Below are 16,759 nucleotides of genomic sequence, written 5' to 3'. Positions count from 1 at the left end.
GGACGATGAAAGCCGTTGAGCGGCAAAGGCCGCCGCGCTACACCTGATCGCTCAATGCCGGGGAGGGCAAGATGACACGTCAAAAGATTACCCGCGAGGACGCGCTGACGTTCCATATCGCACCAACCCCCGGCAAGTGGGAGGTGCAGGCCACCGTCCCCATGACGACCCAGCGCGACCTCAGCCTTGCCTATTCGCCCGGCGTCGCAATCCCCTGTCAGGAAATCCACGCCGACCCGGCAACTGCCTATGACTATACGAACAAGGGTAACCTCGTCGCCGTCATCTCGAACGGCACGGCTGTGCTCGGCTTGGGCAACCTCGGTGCGCTGGCGTCAAAACCGGTGATGGAAGGCAAGTCGGTCCTGTTCAAGCGCTTCGCCGACGTCAATTCCATCGACATCGAACTGGACACCGAAGACCCCGACGCCTTCTGCAACGCCGTGCGTCTGATGGGCCCGACCTTCGGCGGCATCAACCTTGAAGACATCAAGGCGCCCGAATGTTTCATCATCGAACAGCGCCTGAAGGAAGAGATGGATATCCCCGTCTTTCACGACGACCAGCATGGCACCGCCGTGATCTGCGCCGCCGGGCTGCTGAACGCGCTGCATATCAGCGGCAAGAAGATCGAGGATGTGCGGATCGTCCTGAACGGGGCGGGTGCGGCCGGCATCGCCTGTCTGGAACTGCTCAAGGCGATGGGTGCAAAACACGACAACTGCATCATGTGCGACACCAAGGGCGTCATCTATCAGGGCCGGACCGAGGGCATGAACCAGTGGAAATCGGCCCACGCCGCCAACACGCCCGCCCGCAGCCTCGCTGACGCGATGAAGGAGGCCGACGTGTTCCTCGGCGTCAGCGCAAAGGGCGCCGTGACCGCCCAGATGGTGGCCGACATGGCCCCCAATCCGGTCATCTTCGCCATGGCGAACCCGGATCCAGAGATTACGCCGGAAGAGGCCCACGCCGTCCGTCAGGATGCCATCGTCGCCACTGGACGCTCTGATTATCCCAATCAGGTCAACAACGTCCTTGGCTTTCCCTATCTCTTCCGCGGTGCCCTCGATATCCACGCCCGCGCCATCAATGACGAGATGAAGATCGCCTGCGCCCATGCCCTCGCCCAACTGGCGCGCGAGGACGTGCCGGAAGAGGTCGCCGTCGCTTACGGCAAGAAACTGACCTTCGGTCGCGACTACATCATCCCGACGCCCTTCGATCCCCGCCTGATCCACCGCATCCCACCGGCCGTGGCACGCGCCGGCATGGCGACCGGCGTCGCGCGGCGTCCGATCATCGACATGGACGCCTACGAGGCGTCCCTGAAATCCCGCATGGATCCGACCGCGAACATCCTGCGTGGCCTGAACGCACGGGCGCGGGCGGCACAAGCCTCTGTCATCTTCACCGAAGGCGACGATCCCCGCGTGCTGCGCGCCGCCATCGCCTATCAGCGGCAGGGGTTGGGCAAGGCGCTGATCGTTGGCCGGACCAAGGATGTCCACGCGATGCTGACCGCCGAAGGTCTGGCCGACGCGATCGAGGAGCTGGAGATCGTCAACGCCGCCAACACGCCGCACCTCGAAACCTACAAGGCCTTCCTTTACGACCGGCTGCAACGCAAGGGCCACGACCGGCAGGACGTGCACCGTCTGGCCGCCCGCGACCGGCACGTCTTTGCGGCGCTCATGCTGGCCCACGGCCATGCGGATGGCATGGTGACCGGTGCCACGCGCAAGTCTGCCCATGTGCTGGAACTGATCAACCACGTCTTTGACGCGGGCCCCCACGACGGCGCTGTCGGTGTCACCGCCGTGCTGAACCGGGGCCGCATCGTGCTGATCGCCGACACGCTGGTCCACGAATGGCCCGACCAGAACGACCTTGCCGACATTGCCGAACGCGGCGCCGCCGTCGCGCGTGACCTGGGACTGGAACCGCGCGTCGCCTTCCTGTCGTTCTCGACCTTCGGCTACCCCGTCTCGGAACGGGCCGAAAAGATGCATATCGCGCCCACGGTCCTTGACGCGCGCGGTGTCGATTTCGAATACGAGGGCGAGATGACCGTGGACGTCGCCCTGAACCCCGCCGCACAGGCGCAATATCCATTCAGCCGACTGACAGGGCCTGCCAACGTGCTGGTCGTCCCCGCCCGCCACTCCGCCAGCATCAGCGTCAAGCTGCTGCAGGAAATGGCGGGGGCGACGGTGATCGGCCCGATCCTGTCGGGCATCGACAAGCCGATCCAGATCTGTTCGACCGTCAGCACGGTGAACGACATCCTCAACATGGCCGTGATTGCGGCCTGCAAGGTCGGATGAACGCCGAAAGGAACTGAAAAAATGGCCATCTGGAACCTCGGATCGATCAACGCCGACTTCATCTACGCCGTGCCGCATATCCCCGGCCCCGGTGAAACGCTCGCCGCCACGGAACGAGAGATCTTTCTGGGCGGCAAAGGCACCAACATGTCCGTCGCCGCTGCCCGCGCCGCCGCCGTCGTGCATCACATCGGTGCGGTGGGCGACGACGGCGAATGGGCGGTGGACCGGCTGATGGAATACGGCGTCGACACCCGCTTTATCGCGCGGGTGGACGAAGACACGGCGCAGGCCGTCATCGCCGTCGATGCCAACGGCGAGAATATGATCATCCTCTTCCCCGGTGCCAACGACGCGATCCCGCAGGCGATCCTGCAAGAAGCGATGGCCGAGGCGGAAACCGGCGACTGGCTGCTGATCCAGAACGAGACGAATCTGCAACGCACCGCCGCCACGCTGGGCAAGAAGATGGGATTGAAGGTCGCCTACGCCGCCGCCCCCTTCGACGCCGACCGGGTGCAGGCGGTTCTGCCGCACCTCGACCTGTTGTTCATGAACGCGGTCGAGGCCAAGCAACTGGAACATGCCACCGGGCAGACCCCCGAAACACTGGGTGTGCGCGACGTAATCGTGACGCTGGGGGCTGACGGGGCCGACTGGTTCGGACCGCAGGGCAAACGCCATTTCGATTCGATCCCGGTGACGCCGGTGGATACGACCGGGGCAGGCGACACCTTTACCGGCTACGTCCTCGCGGGCCTCGACCGGGGGCACCCGATGGCGCAGGCGATCAACCTCGCCATGCGGGCCGCGGCGCTGATGGTCACGCGCCACGGCACGGCAGACGTCATTCCGGATCTGAAAGAGCTGGAGGATTTCAGACCCGGAACCGCCCGTCAGTGATGCACAAAGGGCGCTGACGATCCCCAAAGCTGCTGAATCCGCGCATCGCGGCCACAGCCGGTGCGATAGAAATCATAAGCCTCGCTCTGCCGCTTCGGCCCGCCCCGGGTCAGGATCAGCTTGTCACCCTTGTAATAATCCTGGTGATAATCCTCGGCGCGATAGAATTGCCCCGCCTGCACGATCGGCGTGACGATCTGCTGGCCCAGCGCCTTTTGCGCATCGGCCTTGGCGGCCGCCGCCGCATCCGCCTGCGCTTGCGTCTGCACGAAGATCGCCGTGCGATACTGGTCGCCCCGGTCGCAGAACTGCCCGCCCGCGTCCACGGGATCGACGCTGCGGAAGAACAGGTCCATGATCTCGCGGTAGCTGATGACGCTGTTGTCGAAGGGGATCTCGACCGCCTCGTAATGCCCGGTGCCACCGCGCCCGACCTGCTTGTAGGTCGGATTGGCCGTCGTGCCGCCGGTATAGCCCGAAATCACGTCACCCACGCCCTTCACGCTCTCGAAATCGGATTCGACGCACCAGAAGCAGCCGCCGGCGACGATGGCGGTCTCTGTTGCAGCGCGCGCGCCCTGTGGCGCCAGTGTCAGGGTGGCTGCCGCCGCAAGTCCCGTGGCAGCGGTGGTCAGATGGCGAAAGAAATGGATCATGTCGGTTCCTCCTGTTGCGGCCAACCTGCATCCCCTAGGATCATGGCACAAGCGACCCGCGCCTTCGTCACGCGGGTTTGACTGTCGCCCGATATCTGTAACAGGACCGCCCATGCCCGCCCCCCAAGCCCACGACGTCACCACCCACCAAGCCGCCGAAGACGCCCGCAACGACTCCATCCTGATCTGGGTGGACGGCGTTCTGAAACCCAAGGCCGAGGCGACCGTCAGCGTCTATGACAGTGGTTTCCTGCTGGGCGACGGCGTCTGGGAAGGCTTGCGGCTTTACGACGGCCACTGGGCCTTCCTCGACGACCACATGGATCGCCTGTTCGAGGCGGCGAAGGCCATTGACCTCGACATTGGCCTCGACCGCGCCGGCGTCATCGCCGCCCTGCGCGAGACGCAACAGGCGAACGGCATGACGACGGACGCCCACGCGCGCCTGATGGTGACGCGCGGCGTCAAGGTCCGCCCGTTCCAGCATCCGTCGCTGTCGCAGTCGGGCCCGACCATGGTCATCATCATGGAGCATTCGAAACCGTCGATCCCTCGCCCGATCACGCTGGCGACCGTCCCCCACCAGCGCGGCCTGCCCATGACGCAGGACCCCAAGCTGAACTCGCACTCCAAGCTGAACTGCATCCTCGCCTGCATCGCCGCCCAAAAGGCCGGTGCCGACGAGGCGCTGATGCTCGACGTGCATGGTTTCGTGAACACGACCAATGCCTGCAACTTCTTCATCGTGCGCAAGGGTGCCGTCTGGACCAGCACCGGCGACTACTGCATGAACGGGATTACCCGGCAAAAGGTCATCGACCTGTGCCGCGCGGGCGGCATCCCCATTTTCGAGCGGAACTACTCCCTCGTAGATACCTACGGCGCGGAGGAGGCGTTCCTCACCGGCACCTTCGGCGCGCAGACGCCTGTCGGGTCAATCGACGGGCGTCAGATCGGTGACGGCCAGCTTGGCCCGGTCACGACGCGCATCCGCGCCCTTTACAAAGACCTGATCGCGACGCGCCCATGAGGATCGCGATGTGGTCCGGGCCGCGCAACCTGTCGACGGCGATGATGTACAGCTTTGGCGCGCGTCCCGATTGCGCGGTGATGGATGAACCATTCTATGCGGCCTATCTGGCCGCAACCGGCCTCGATCACCCGATGCGCGATGCGGTCATCGCGTCGCAACCGACCGATCCCGCGTTGGTCGCTGACCTTTGCAGCCGCCCTGACCCGCAGGGCGCGCCGCACCACTACATGAAGCATATGGCGCATCACATGCTGGACGGCTTTCCGCTGGACTGGACGCAGGACTGCGTGAACGTCCACCTGATCCGGCATCCCGCCCGCGTTGTGGCCAGCTACGGTGCAAAGCGTGACAGCGTGACCGACGCCGACATCGGCTTTGCCGCGCAGCACGCGCTGTTCGACCGGATCGGTGGCCTTGTCATCGACAGCGCCGACATCCGTGCCGATCCGGCGGGCAAGTTGCGGACGCTTTGCGCGGCCATCGGTCTGCCGTTCGATCCCGCGATGCTGGACTGGCCCGCCGGCGGGCATCCGGCCGACGGCGTCTGGGCCGCGCATTGGTATGGCGCCGTCCATGCCAGCACCGGTTTTGCGGGGCCAGAGGGGCCATTGCCGGACCTGTCCGGCCCATCCGCGGACCGCGTCGCGCACGCCCTGCCGCACTTCAAAGCACTGGCAGCGCATGCCCTGTGAAAAAATCGAAAAAGTTTGAAACTCTTTGGCGAAAGCATCCGTGCCTTCATCCGTAAGCAGCTTTTACCGCTTAAAGAGTTTGTCTTGTGACGAGTGGCCGCTGTTTTTGGCCATCGAGACTCGAAGTTGTTCAAGAGTATCGTGTTAAGCCCCGCCTGCATCCCTGATGCAGGCGGGGTTGTTCTTTTATTTCAGACGCCGCGCGCGCGAGGCGAGCAGTTTCAGCCGCAGCGCGTTCAGCTGGATGAAGCCCTGCGCATCGGTCTGGTCATAGGCACCGGCATCGTCCTCGAACGTGACATGCGCTTCGGAATACAGGCTCTGATCCGACCAGCGCGCGACCGTCCGGGCGCTGCCCTTGTAAAGCTTCACCCGCACCGTGCCGCTGACGTGTTCCTGTGACTTGTCGATCAGCGCCTGCAGCATCTCGCGCTCCGGCGAGAACCAGAAGCCGTTATAGATCAGCTCCGCGTAACGCGGCATGATGCTGTCCTTCAGGTGGCCCGACCCGGAATCGAGCGTGATCTGCTCGATCCCCCGGTGCGCTTCCAGCAGGATGGTGCCGCCCGGCGTTTCATAGATGCCGCGCGATTTCATCCCGACAAAGCGGTTTTCCACAAGGTCCAGACGCCCCACGCCGTACTTGCCGCCCAATTCGTTCAGCTTGGTCAAGATCGTGGCGGGCGACATCGCTTCGCCGTTGATGGCTGTCGCATCGCCCTTCTCAAATGTGATCTCGACCATTTCAGCCGTATCGGGCGCATCTTCCGGCGCGACAGTACGCTGATAGACGTAATCGGGCGCTTCCTGCGCCGGGTCTTCCAGCACTTTGCCCTCGGAGGAGGTGTGCAGCAGGTTCGCGTCCACGCTGAACGGGGCCTCGCCGCGCTTGTCCTTGGCGACGGGGATCTGGTTCTGTTCCGCAAACTCCAGCAGCTTCGTCCGGCTGGTCAGGTCCCACTCGCGCCAGGGCGCGATCACCCGGATATCGGGGTTCAGCGCATAGGCGGCCAGTTCGAACCGCACCTGATCGTTGCCCTTGCCGGTTGCACCATGCGCCACGGCATCGGCACCGACTTCGGCTGCGATCTCGACCAGACGCTTGGAAATCAGCGGCCGCGCAATGGATGTGCCCAGCAGATACAGCCCTTCGTAAAGTGCGTTCGCCCGGAACATCGGGAACACGAAGTCCCGCACGAATTCCTCGCGCACGTCCTCGACGTAGATCGCGGATGCGCCCATCATCTCGGCCTTCTTGCGGGCGGGCTCCAGCTCCTCGCCCTGACCCAGATCGGCGGTAAAGGTCACGACCTCGCAGCCGTATTCCGTTTGCAGCCATTTCAGGATGATCGAGGTGTCCAGACCGCCGGAATAGGCGAGGACGACTTTCTTGGGGGCGGTCATGGTCAGTGCCTTTGCATCAGGTGTTGCCTGATTGTGCGCGATACTTGTTTTCGACCAAGGGGGCAAGGTTGCCCCTTCCGCGCCGTCAAGGCGCAAGACTGAAAGTCGCGTGACCCCTGCGCGCGCATCGTTCACGCGATGCATCCGTCAGGGTCTTGTTAAAGTCGGATCATTGATTTTGCTGGCAAAAGCGGGAAATGTTTCGTATGCGAAACATCAGTATTCTGTAATGTATTTTGCCAGAAACGCCGAATCCCCCGCATTCGCCAGTGCCCCAAGGGCCACCTCCGGATCGACCCACAGGGCCGTATGGTTTGGCTCGCTGGGCGGGCCCGCGCGGCGGACGGGGTGCGCCACATAGATATGGCACAGCTTTTCAGCAAACCGCTTGTATTCCGGCATGTAGGTAAAGCGCCGGAAGGCCCCCAGGCGACGGGGCCGGGCGATGGTCCAGCCGGTTTCCTCGAACACCTCGCGATGCAGCGCCCGCAGCGGGCTTTCCCCCGGGTCGACGCCGCCGCCCGGCAGTTGAAGTTCGTCGTGGGGACTGCCCTGCCATGTCATCAGGAACGCACCATCGCGCGGCAGGATCGCATAGACTCCGGCCCTCAGGCCGTAGTGCTGCCCGTTTTGCGGCGTGTCGCCATACCGTCTGATCATGGCTCTCCCCTTGGACCGGTGCTTGCAGCGCCTATATGGTGGCGGTATGCCAAATCCGACCCTGTAAGGAAAGCCCATGACCCTTGGCTCTCGTATCGCCTGGGACGACACCGTCCTGCCGTTCCAGCTTGACGCCTCCGACATCCGGGGCCGCGTCGCCCGCCTTGATGGCGTGCTGGAGGAAGTCCTGCGCCAGCACGACTATCCCCCGCTGATTGAGGGGCTGATCGCCGAGATGTGCACGCTGACCGCGCTGATCGGTCAGACGATGAAGCTGCGGTGGAAGCTGTCCCTGCAGGTCCGCGGGTCCGGCGGCCCGGTGCGCCTGATCGCGACGGACTACTACGGTCCCACCGACGACGGCGAACCCGCCCGGATGCGGGCCTATGCGGCCTATGACAAGGATGCGCTGGACCCGAACGGCGACGCCTTTGCACAAATCGGTAAAGGCTACTTCGCGATCCTGATCGATCAGGGCGAAGGCACCCAACCCTATCAGGGCATCACGCCGCTGGCCGGCGGGTCGCTGGCCTCCTGTGCCGAGACCTACTTTGCCCAGTCCGAACAGATCCCGACGCGTTTTTCGCTGACCCACGGCCGCAGCACCCTTGCGGGTGAGGGCGAGCACTGGCGCGCCGGAGGCGTGATGTTGCAGCACATGCCCAAGGCGTCACCGCTGATGAAGGACTCGGGCGGGTCCGGTGAAGGCGGTCTGCTGGCAGCAGAGGATATCCTTGACGAGGATGAAGGCGAGAACTGGCGTCGCGCCAACATCCTGCTGGATACGGTGGATGCGCTGGAGCTGATCGGTCCGACCGTGCAGCCGACGGACCTGCTGGTGCGCCTGTTCCACGAGGAAGAGCCGCGGGTCTATGATCCGCAGCCGGTGACCTTCGGCTGCACCTGTTCGGCGGACCGGGTGCGGCAAAGCCTGTCGATCTATTCGGCCAAGGACATCAAGACGATGACCACGGACGAAGGCATCGTTACGGCGGACTGCCAGTTCTGCGGCGCGCATTACGAATTCCAGCCGGAAACGCTGGGATTCGAGGCCGAAGCCACCCATGGCGACGAGTGACCTTGAGGCACGACTGAAACAGGCGCTGGCCCGACCGGGCCGGCCCTCGACCGACTATGACCTGAACAAGGGCGTGCTGGCGCCCGCCGATCGCATCCTGCGGCCTGCCGCCGTCCTGATCGCGATTTCGCCTGAAACAGAGACTGTTTATCTGACCAAACGCTCTGCCGCGCTGAAGCATCATCCGGGGCAGATCGCCTTTCCGGGGGGCAAGCAGGATCCCGGTGATCCGACCCTGACCGCCGCCGCCCTGCGCGAGGCCGAAGAAGAGGTCGGTCTGCCCCGCACCCAGGTCCGTGTGCTAGGCGAGATGCCGACGCACGAGACGGTGACCGGATTTTCCATGACACCGGTGCTGGGCCTGATCGACGGGCCCTATGTGCCACGCGCCGAAATCGGCGAGGTGAGCGAGGTCTTTCAGGTGCCGCTGGCGCATGTGACTGATCCCGCCAATTTCATCATCCAGTCCCGGCGCTGGCAGGGGCGGATGCGGCACTATTATACCGTGCCCTTCGGTCCCTATTACATCTGGGGCGCGACCGGACGCATCCTGCGGGCGCTGGCGGATCGGATGGCACCGTGAAGATCGCCCCCGACTGGTTGGCTGACCCGGCGGCCCAGCGGGTCTGCGCCATGCTGACAAAGGCCGGTTATCAGGCCTGGTTCGTCGGTGGTTGCGTGCGCAACGCCCTGATCGACGCCGCTGCCAGCGATCTGGACATCACGACGGATGCGCGACCCGAAACAGTCACTAAGTTGGCAAAAATTGCGGGTTACAAGGTCGTGCCGACGGGCATCGACCACGGCACGGTCACCGTTATCGTGGATGGCTCTCCCTTCGAGGTCACGACCTTTCGCCGGGATGTGGATACCGACGGGCGGCACGCCACCGTCGCCTTTGCCGACACACCGGAGGAGGATGCCAAGCGGCGCGATTTCACGATGAACGCGCTTTATGCGGCACCCGACGGCACCCTGCGCGATCCGCTGGGTGGGATCCCCGACGCGCTGGCGGGGCATGTGCGGTTCATCGGTGATGCGGATCAGCGGATCAGGGAAGACTACCTGCGCATCCTGCGGTTTTTCCGCTTTTACGCCTGGTATGGTGATCCGGCGCAGGGGATCGACGCCAACGGGCTGGCCGCCTGTGCCGCCCATGTGGACGGGATTGACGGCCTGTCGGCGGAACGCATCGGGCAGGACATGCGCAAGCTGCTGGCCGCCCCCGATCCGGCCCCTGCCGTCGCCAGCATGGCCGCCTGCGGCGCGCTGCTGCGGGTGCTGCCGGGCGCCGGGCCCGATGCGCTGACCGTGTTGATCCATATCGAGGAAGAGGCGGGACTAAAGCCTGATGTCATCCGTCGCCTTGCGGCCCTTGGCGGCGATCCGGGGCGGTTGCGACTGACCAATGCCGAATCGACGCGCCGCGCGATCCTGCGCGACATGGATTCCGGCACGGGAGAGGTCGCCTATCGCCACGGTGCCGCCGTGGCGATCGACCGCGCCGCCGTGCTGGCGGCGTCCCTGTCGCAGCCGATCAGCCAGGGCGATCTGGATGCGGCACGGCGCGGTGACGGGCAGGTTCTGCCCGTCAGGGCCGCCGATTTCATGCCCGCCCTGCAGGGTCCGGCACTCGGGGCGGCGCTGAAAGCGGCAGAGGCGCGCTGGATCGCCTCGGATTTCACCCTCACGCGGGACGAACTGCTGACCTAGGGTTTCCCTTTATGCGACCCGGTCCTACATCAGAGGTCCGAGAGACATAAGGCATCCCGTGTTTGGTTATTTCGAGCGCCTCGTCGATCCCTATACGCCGTATCAGGAGACCGACACACCGCCCACGCGGCTTTGGCCGTTCCTGCGGGATTACACCCGGCCGTTCCACCGCGTCTTTGCGGTCACGGCGGGGCTGTCGACGCTTGTTGCCTTCATCGAGGTCGGCTTGATCGGCTACCTCGGGCGTCTGGTCGATCTGCTGGACAAGGATCCCGCGATCTTCTGGGCGGATCACGGGGTAGAGCTAATGGCGATGGCGGTGTTTTTCCTGACCCTGCGCCCCCTGATCCAGACCGCGCATACGGCCTTGCTGAACCAGACGATCAACCCGAACCTGACGGCGCTGTCGCGCTGGCGGGCGCACCGGCAGATCATGCGGCAAAGCGTCGGCTGGTTCGAGAACGACTTTGCCGGACGGATCGCCAACCGGGTGATGCAGACGCCGCAGGCGGTCGCGAGCGTGATGAACCAGTTCTTCGAGGCCGTGGCCTTTGCCGCCGCCTATCTGGTCGGCGCGTTCCTGCTGCTGGCGGATGCGGACCTGCGGCTGGTGCTGCCGCTTTTGGCGTGGTTCATCCCCTACCTCTTTCTGCTGCGCTGGGTGATCAAGCGGATCAAGCCTGCGTCACAGGCGTCCTCGGACGCGCGCAGCGTCGTGACCGGGCGGATCGTGGATGGCTATACCAACATCCACTCGGTCAAGATGTTCGCCCATTCGGACGCGGAACTGGGCTATGCCAAGGACGCCATCGAAGGGTCGCGGACCACCCTGATGCGCGAGATGCGGCTTTACACCATCATGGACCTGACGCTGGTGTTCCTGAACGGCGTGCTGGTGGTGGGCGTCGTCGGCTGGGCGCTGTCACTGTGGCTGGGCGGGCTGGCAACAGTCGGTGTCGTCGCGGCAGCCGCCGCGCTGGTGCTGCGTCTGAACGGCATGAGCGGCTGGATCATGTGGGCCGTCAGCCAGTTGTTCCAAGAGCTTGGCGTCGTGGCCGAGGGGCTGGAGACGATCGGGCAACCGGTCACCCTGACCGACGCGCGCGGGGCCACACCCTTGACGATTACGGCGGGCCGGATCGAACTGGACAGGTTGAGCCATCACTACGGCAAGGCCAAGGGCGGTCTGGACCGGATCGACCTGACGGTGCCTGCGGGTCAGAAGGTCGGCCTTGTCGGCGCATCCGGTGCGGGCAAGTCGACATTGGTCAAGCTGCTGCTGCGGTTCTACGACGCCGAGGGTGGCGTGATCCGCATCGACGGGCAGGATATCGCTGCCGTGACGCAGGATTCGCTGCGCCATGCGATCGGCATGGTGCAGCAGGATTCGGCGCTGCTGCACCGGTCCGTGCGGGAAAATATCCTTTACGGTGCGCCGCAGGCGACCGAGGCTGCGATGATCGCGGCGGCGCAGCAGGCGCAGGCGCATGATTTCATCCAGACGCTCGAGGATACCGAGGGCCGCCGCGGCTATGACGCGCGGGTGGGCGAGCGCGGGGTCAAGCTGTCGGGTGGGCAGCGGCAGCGGATCGCGCTGGCGCGGGTTATCCTGAAGGACGCGCCAATCCTAATGCTGGACGAGGCGACGAGCGCGCTGGATTCAGAGGTCGAGGCGGCGATTCAGGACACGCTGGACACGATGATGGACGGCAAGACGGTGATCGCGATTGCGCACCGGCTGTCGACCATCGCGCGGATGGACCGGATCATCGTGATGGACAACGGGCGCATCGTCGAAGACGGCACGCATGACGCATTGCTGGCGCTGAACGGGCGCTATGCCCGGTTCTGGGCGCGGCAGTCCGGCGGGTTTCTGGGGGAAGACGCATGACATTCACGAACTGGATCGACCCCAACGCCCGCGCCGACGGGCCGCCGCCGCACACCCTGCTGGCGTTCATCCGCTGGGCGCTGCGCGGGAGCTTTGGCGCGATGGGCGCGGGCGCGCTGATCAGCACGCTGGCCGGTGTGCTGGAGGTGCTGGCCGCCCTGATCCTCGGGCGGGTCATCGATTCGGCGCTGGCGAGCCAGCCCAGTGCCTATTTCGGCGAGAACCTGTGGTTGCTGATCGGGGTGGCCGCGTTCTTTATCCTGTTCCGGCCGCTGGTGCTGGGGCTGTCGGGCATCATGCAGTCGGTCGTCGTCGCACCTGCGATCTACAATCTGGTCCTGTCGCGGCTGCACCGGCATACGCTGGGGCAGGCGGTGACGTTCTTCGACAACGACTTTGCCGGGCGGATCAGCCAGAAGCAGATGCAGGCCGCGCGGGCGACGACGGATCTGGGTGTCGATACGATCAACACGGTGTTCTATGCGCTGGCCTCGGTGCTGGGGTCGATCGTCCTGCTGACCGATATCGACATCTGGGGGGCGGTCGTGCTGGCGATCTGGATGTGTGCCTATATCGGGCTGATCCGTGTCTTCATGCCGCGCATCCGCGAGACGTCGAAACAGCGCGCGGGCAGTCGCGCGATGGTGACGGGGCAGGTCGTGGATACGATCACCAACATCAAGACGGTCAAGCTCTTTGCCCATGCCGATCACGAGGACCGTGCCGCCACCGACGCGATGGAGAAGTTCCGGCTGGATTCCCTGGGGTTCGGCTGGGTGTCGGCCGGGTTCCGGTTCTGGCTGATGACGCTGGCGGGCGTGCTGCCGGTGCTGCTGGTCGGCATGACGCTGTTCTTGTGGCAATCGGGGGCGGCCACGGCGGGCGATATCGCGGTGGCGGGCACCATCGGGCTGCGGCTGGCGCAGATGACCGGTTGGGTCAGCTTTACCCTGATGGGCATGTATTCCAACGTGGGCGAGGTCGAGGATGCGGTCCGCACCCTCGCCAAATCCCACGCGCTGCCTGATGCCGACGATGCCGTCGATCTGGACCTGAGCGCCGGGCGGATCACGCTGGACGACGTGACCTTTAGCTACGGCGGCGGCGAGGGCGGTTTGCGCCACGTGACGCTGGATATAGCAAGCGGCGAGAAGCTGGGGATCGTCGGCGGGTCCGGTGCGGGGAAATCGACCCTCGTGGCGCTGCTCCTGCGGCTCTATGACCCCGAAAAAGGCACTGTGTCCATCGACGGTCAGGATCTGCGGCACGTGCGGCAGGAAAGTTTGCGGCGCAAGATCGGGATGGTCACGCAGGAAACGGCGATGTTCAACCGCTCTGCCCGCGACAACATCCGGTACGGCGCGCCCGACGCGACCGAGGATCAGATCCACCGCGCCGCCGCGCGGGCAGAGGCCGAGGAGTTCATCGCCAATATCCGCGACCATGCGGGCCGCAAGGGATATGACGCGCATCTGGGCGAACGCGGTGTCAAGCTGTCGGGCGGCCAACGCCAGCGCATCGCCATCGCGCGCGCGATCCTGAAGGATGCGCCGATCCTGATCCTTGATGAGGCGACGAGCGCGCTGGATTCAGAAGTCGAGGCCAGCATCCAGGGCGCGCTGGACGCGGTGATGGAGGGCAAGACCGTGATCGCCATCGCGCACCGCCTGTCGACGCTGCGCCAGATGGACCGGATCATCGTGATGGACAAGGGCCGGATCGTCGAGGAAGGCACGCACGAGGCGCTTCTGGCGATGGAAGGGCTTTACGCCCGCTACTGGAACAGGCAATCGGGGGGCTTCATCACAGTCGAGGACGCCGCGTGAGCCTGATCATCGAAAGCCTGACCCATCTGGGCGCCGGTCGTGCCAGCGACGGCACACTTGTCCCACGCACCCTGCCCGGTGAAAAGGTGGCGTTGCGCGAAGACGGCACGCCCCAGATCCTGACGCCGTCGCATTTGCGCGTCTCTCCACCCTGTCGTCATTTCAAGACCTGCGGCGGCTGTGCGCTGCAACATGCCGGCGACGCTTTCGTGGCCGAGTGGAAGCAGCAGGTCGTGGCCCGCGCCCTAATGGCGCATGGGCTGGAGCCTGTGTTTCGGGCCATGCACACCTCTCCTCCTCGGTCGCGCCGGCGGGCCAAGTTCGCGGGCCGGCGCACGAAATCCGGCGCGATGGTCGGCTTTCACGCGCGGGCGTCCGATGTGCTGGTCGCCGTGCCCGACTGCCAGCTTGTCACGCCCGGCCTGCTGGCGGGGATTCCCATGCTAGAGGCGCTGACCGTCATGGCCGCGTCCCGGCGGGGCGAGGTCGCGCTGACCGTGACCGAGAGTGCCGCGGGCCTTGACGTGCTGATCCAGACGGACCAGCCGCTGACCGATCAATTGCGTATCGACCTTGCGGTCTTTGCCCAGAACCACAGGTTAGCGCGGCTGACCTGGATGGATGAAACCGTGGTGACGATCCGCCCGCCGGTGCAGGTGCTGGGACCGGCGACCGTGACACCCCCGCCCGGCGCCTTTCTGCAGGCGACGCAAGACGGAGAGGCCGCGCTGTCGGCCGCCGTGAAGGAAATCGTGGGCCGCGCGCACCGCGTCGTCGATCTGTTTGCCGGCAGCGGCACGTTTTCCCTGCCGCTGTCTGTCGCGGCAGAGGTCTGGGCGATCGAAGGCGATGCCGCCATGACGACGGCGCTGGACAAGGGCTGGCGCGGGGCACAGGGGCTGAAGAAGGTCACCGCCACGTCCCGCGACCTGTTCCGCCGCCCGCTGGAACCGGACGAGTTGAAAGGGTGGGACGTTGCCGTCCTCGACCCGCCGCGGGCGGGTGCCGCGGCACAGGTGGCGACGATTGCGGACAGCACGGTGAACCGCGTGGCAATGGTGTCCTGCAACCCGGTGACCTTCGGGCGCGATGTCGCGGCGCTGGTCGCTGCGGGCTTTGCGGTGGACTGTGTGCAGGTCGTGGACCAGTTCCGCTGGTCGCCGCACGTCGAAATGGTCGCATCGCTCACGCGGGCGTGATTCGGCTGTGGCAGTGGGCCCTTTGACACGCGTCCCTGCTGGTGTATCGAAAATTTCATAGACCGACGTCAGATTGGTCGTGGGATTTTCAGGCGGGGCAGACCGATGTTGAACAGACGATTCGTGTTGATGGGTGCGCTTGGCACGTTCATGGCCGCATGCGCCAAGGCCGTTCCGAACAAGTTCAAACGCTATGACGGGCCGCCGGTGACGCGCGTTCAGGTGTTCAAGGGCCAGCACAAGGTCCAGTTGCTGAGCGGTACGCGTCTGCTGAAGGAATACGACATGCAGATGGGATTCGCACCGACGGGCCACAAACAGGTCGAACGGGACGGTCGCACGCCGGAAGGCGCCTATCTGATCGACCGCCGCAACGGCAACAGCCGGTATCACCTGTCGCTGGGCATTTCCTATCCGGACGCAGAGGACATCGCGCGCGCCGAAGCCATGGGCATGCGGCCCGGTGGCGACATCTTCATCCACGGCACGCCCAAGGAATATGTCGGCCAGAAGGACTGGACCTGGGGCTGCATCGCCATCAGCAACGACGAGATTGAAGACATGTATGCCATGGTCAAGGATGGCACGCCGATCTTCATCTATCGCTGACCCTTACTGGGTCAGCGCCGCCGTGCCAAAGGGCTGGTTTGCGTCGAAAGTCGGCGCTGCCGGCGCCTGATAGACCGGGTCTGTCCCGAGGGTCATCACCCACCACAGCTTGCCCGCCGGTTCCTGAAACCAGGCCAGTCCCATGCGGGTTGCGGCCGGATCGAGGACCACGCGGCGCGTGTCGGGCTGCTTCATCCAGGCGGCCAGCGTTTCCAGCTCTGTCTCGTAGGATTCAGAGATGTTCTCGCCCAGGATGCGGCCCTGGAAACCGACGCGGCGCGCCCGGTCCAGCGGCGACGATCCGTCAGAGCCGAACAACCAGGGACGGTTCTGCACCGACATGTCGCGGGCATGGGTCGCGTCCGCGGCATTCAGCTGGGGGTCGAGGCTGACGGGCTGCACGCCCGCGGCGGACCGCAGGGTGTTCACGCTGTCCAGCATGCGGAACTGAATCTCGTCGGTATTGGCGGGGTCGATCCGGTAGACCTGCGGCAGGGGCAGGCCGTCGGGGCCGATCCGGCCCTTGGGCGCGCGCGCGCAGGCGGCCAGTCCGAGGGCAGCGATCCCGATCATCACGAAGCGTCTTTGCATTGGGGCACCCTTTCTGGCGTTGATGCGTGTCTTAGCGGGAACCGCGGGGCATTTCAAACGCCACATCAGGCCAAGGCGCGCGAATTGTCGGAGGTTTGATGTGGCGCAACCCGGCACCATCGGCGTTGCCGATTTGTCGCAGCGATTGGCCCGATCAGCGGGGCATCGCTGCGTGGG

15 protein-coding genes are annotated in these 16,759 nt (G+C 65.0%); 11 read left to right on the top strand and 4 right to left on the bottom strand.

Annotated elements, in window-relative coordinates; genetic code table 11:
• The first annotated feature begins 71 nt into the window (after positions 1 to 71).
• Together GLR48_RS04645 and GLR48_RS04640 are read left to right on the top strand one after the other, a co-directional pair.
• Positions 72 to 2,327: an NADP-dependent malic enzyme gene (locus GLR48_RS04645; protein WP_237059137.1), complete on the top strand. Its 2,256-nt coding sequence runs from the start codon at positions 72 to 74 to the stop codon at positions 2,325 to 2,327.
• A gap of 21 nt (positions 2,328 to 2,348) precedes the next feature.
• On the top strand, positions 2,349 to 3,230 hold the full coding sequence (locus tag GLR48_RS04640) for a ribokinase (RefSeq protein ID WP_237059136.1): 882 nt from the start codon (positions 2,349 to 2,351) through the stop codon (positions 3,228 to 3,230).
• On the opposite strand, the gene msrA is transcribed toward GLR48_RS04640, so the two are convergent.
• Entirely contained in the window at positions 3,224 to 3,886 is a 663-nt protein-coding gene (msrA, locus tag GLR48_RS04635) for a peptide-methionine (S)-S-oxide reductase MsrA (protein WP_272911369.1), read from the bottom strand. The genes GLR48_RS04640 and msrA overlap by 7 nt on opposite strands.
• A 112-nt stretch (positions 3,887 to 3,998) precedes the next feature.
• Between msrA and GLR48_RS04630 the strand changes: the two genes are divergently transcribed.
• Together GLR48_RS04630 and GLR48_RS04625 are read left to right on the top strand one after the other, a co-directional pair.
• Positions 3,999 to 4,916, top strand: coding sequence for a D-amino acid aminotransferase (locus GLR48_RS04630; RefSeq protein ID WP_237059132.1), 918 nt, complete (start codon positions 3,999 to 4,001; stop codon positions 4,914 to 4,916).
• Entirely contained in the window at positions 4,913 to 5,611 is a 699-nt protein-coding gene (locus tag GLR48_RS04625; RefSeq protein ID WP_237059130.1) for a sulfotransferase, read from the top strand. The genes GLR48_RS04630 and GLR48_RS04625 overlap by 4 nt, the downstream gene beginning before the upstream one ends.
• Positions 5,612 to 5,797: 186 nt before the next feature.
• On the opposite strand, the gene GLR48_RS04620 is transcribed toward GLR48_RS04625, so the two are convergent.
• Together GLR48_RS04620 and GLR48_RS04615 are read right to left on the bottom strand one after the other, a co-directional pair.
• Positions 5,798 to 7,015 carry an argininosuccinate synthase gene (locus GLR48_RS04620; RefSeq protein ID WP_237059128.1) on the bottom strand — a complete coding sequence of 406 codons (1,218 nt, stop codon included), beginning with the start codon at positions 7,013 to 7,015 and terminating at the stop codon, positions 5,798 to 5,800.
• 216 nt (positions 7,016 to 7,231) lie between these two features.
• The gene (locus GLR48_RS04615) at positions 7,232 to 7,675 is read right to left on the bottom strand and encodes an NUDIX domain-containing protein (RefSeq protein ID WP_237059126.1); all 444 of its coding nucleotides are present in this window, start codon (positions 7,673 to 7,675) and stop codon (positions 7,232 to 7,234) included.
• A gap of 76 nt (positions 7,676 to 7,751) precedes the next feature.
• Here GLR48_RS04615 and hslO point away from each other — a divergent pair, with 76 nt between their 5' ends.
• From hslO to GLR48_RS04580, 7 genes are all read left to right on the top strand, one after another.
• Positions 7,752 to 8,753, top strand: a complete 1,002-nt coding sequence (hslO, locus tag GLR48_RS04610; protein WP_237059125.1) for an Hsp33 family molecular chaperone HslO — start codon at positions 7,752 to 7,754, stop codon at positions 8,751 to 8,753.
• Positions 8,740 to 9,336, top strand: coding sequence for a CoA pyrophosphatase (locus GLR48_RS04605; protein ID WP_237059123.1), 597 nt, complete (start codon positions 8,740 to 8,742; stop codon positions 9,334 to 9,336). Before hslO ends, GLR48_RS04605 begins: the two co-directional genes overlap by 14 nt.
• A complete protein-coding gene (locus GLR48_RS04600) occupies positions 9,333 to 10,466 on the top strand; it encodes a CCA tRNA nucleotidyltransferase (protein WP_237059121.1) in 1,134 nt (377 codons plus the stop codon). Before GLR48_RS04605 ends, GLR48_RS04600 begins: the two co-directional genes overlap by 4 nt.
• A 58-nt stretch (positions 10,467 to 10,524) precedes the next feature.
• The gene (locus GLR48_RS04595) at positions 10,525 to 12,357 is read left to right on the top strand and encodes an ABC transporter ATP-binding protein (protein WP_237059119.1); all 1,833 of its coding nucleotides are present in this window, start codon (positions 10,525 to 10,527) and stop codon (positions 12,355 to 12,357) included.
• On the top strand, positions 12,354 to 14,183 hold the full coding sequence (locus GLR48_RS04590; RefSeq protein ID WP_237059117.1) for an ABC transporter ATP-binding protein: 1,830 nt from the start codon (positions 12,354 to 12,356) through the stop codon (positions 14,181 to 14,183). The genes GLR48_RS04595 and GLR48_RS04590 overlap by 4 nt, the downstream gene beginning before the upstream one ends.
• On the top strand, positions 14,180 to 15,382 hold the full coding sequence (locus GLR48_RS04585; RefSeq protein ID WP_237059115.1) for a class I SAM-dependent RNA methyltransferase: 1,203 nt from the start codon (positions 14,180 to 14,182) through the stop codon (positions 15,380 to 15,382). The genes GLR48_RS04590 and GLR48_RS04585 overlap by 4 nt, the downstream gene beginning before the upstream one ends.
• Before the next feature lie 105 nt (positions 15,383 to 15,487).
• Positions 15,488 to 15,991, top strand: a complete 504-nt coding sequence (locus tag GLR48_RS04580) for a L,D-transpeptidase family protein (protein WP_237059113.1) — start codon at positions 15,488 to 15,490, stop codon at positions 15,989 to 15,991.
• A 3-nt stretch (positions 15,992 to 15,994) separates the two neighbouring features.
• Here GLR48_RS04580 and GLR48_RS04575 read toward each other — a convergent pair whose 3' ends face one another.
• Positions 15,995 to 16,582: a CAP domain-containing protein gene (locus GLR48_RS04575; protein ID WP_237059111.1), complete on the bottom strand. Its 588-nt coding sequence runs from the start codon at positions 16,580 to 16,582 to the stop codon at positions 15,995 to 15,997.
• Between the last annotated feature and the right edge of the window lie 177 nt (positions 16,583 to 16,759).

The organism is Loktanella sp. M215 (assembly GCF_021735925.1).
Lineage (GTDB): Bacteria > Pseudomonadota > Alphaproteobacteria > Rhodobacterales > Rhodobacteraceae > Loktanella.
The sequence above is the reverse complement of the archived record's forward strand: the minus strand, read 5'-3'. Positions and strand labels throughout refer to the sequence as shown.

What these genes read in the sequence shown, in the direction of transcription:
- GLR48_RS04645 (WP_237059137.1), top strand. Translation starts at nt 72, where the DNA reads ATGACACGTCAAAAGATTACCCGCGAGGACGCGCTGACGTTCCATATC.
- GLR48_RS04640 (WP_237059136.1), top strand. Translation starts at nt 2,349, where the DNA reads ATGGCCATCTGGAACCTCGGATCGATCAACGCCGACTTCATCTACGCC.
- msrA (WP_272911369.1), bottom strand. Translation starts at nt 3,886, where the DNA reads ATGATCCATTTCTTTCGCCATCTGACCACCGCTGCCACGGGACTTGCG.
- GLR48_RS04630 (WP_237059132.1), top strand. Translation starts at nt 3,999, where the DNA reads ATGCCCGCCCCCCAAGCCCACGACGTCACCACCCACCAAGCCGCCGAA.
- GLR48_RS04625 (WP_237059130.1), top strand. Translation starts at nt 4,913, where the DNA reads ATGAGGATCGCGATGTGGTCCGGGCCGCGCAACCTGTCGACGGCGATG.
- GLR48_RS04620 (WP_237059128.1), bottom strand. Translation starts at nt 7,015, where the DNA reads ATGACCGCCCCCAAGAAAGTCGTCCTCGCCTATTCCGGCGGTCTGGAC.
- GLR48_RS04615 (WP_237059126.1), bottom strand. Translation starts at nt 7,675, where the DNA reads ATGATCAGACGGTATGGCGACACGCCGCAAAACGGGCAGCACTACGGC.
- hslO (WP_237059125.1), top strand. Translation starts at nt 7,752, where the DNA reads ATGACCCTTGGCTCTCGTATCGCCTGGGACGACACCGTCCTGCCGTTC.
- GLR48_RS04605 (WP_237059123.1), top strand. Translation starts at nt 8,740, where the DNA reads ATGGCGACGAGTGACCTTGAGGCACGACTGAAACAGGCGCTGGCCCGA.
- GLR48_RS04590 (WP_237059117.1), top strand. Translation starts at nt 12,354, where the DNA reads ATGACATTCACGAACTGGATCGACCCCAACGCCCGCGCCGACGGGCCG.
- GLR48_RS04580 (WP_237059113.1), top strand. Translation starts at nt 15,488, where the DNA reads ATGTTGAACAGACGATTCGTGTTGATGGGTGCGCTTGGCACGTTCATG.
- GLR48_RS04575 (WP_237059111.1), bottom strand. Translation starts at nt 16,582, where the DNA reads ATGCAAAGACGCTTCGTGATGATCGGGATCGCTGCCCTCGGACTGGCC.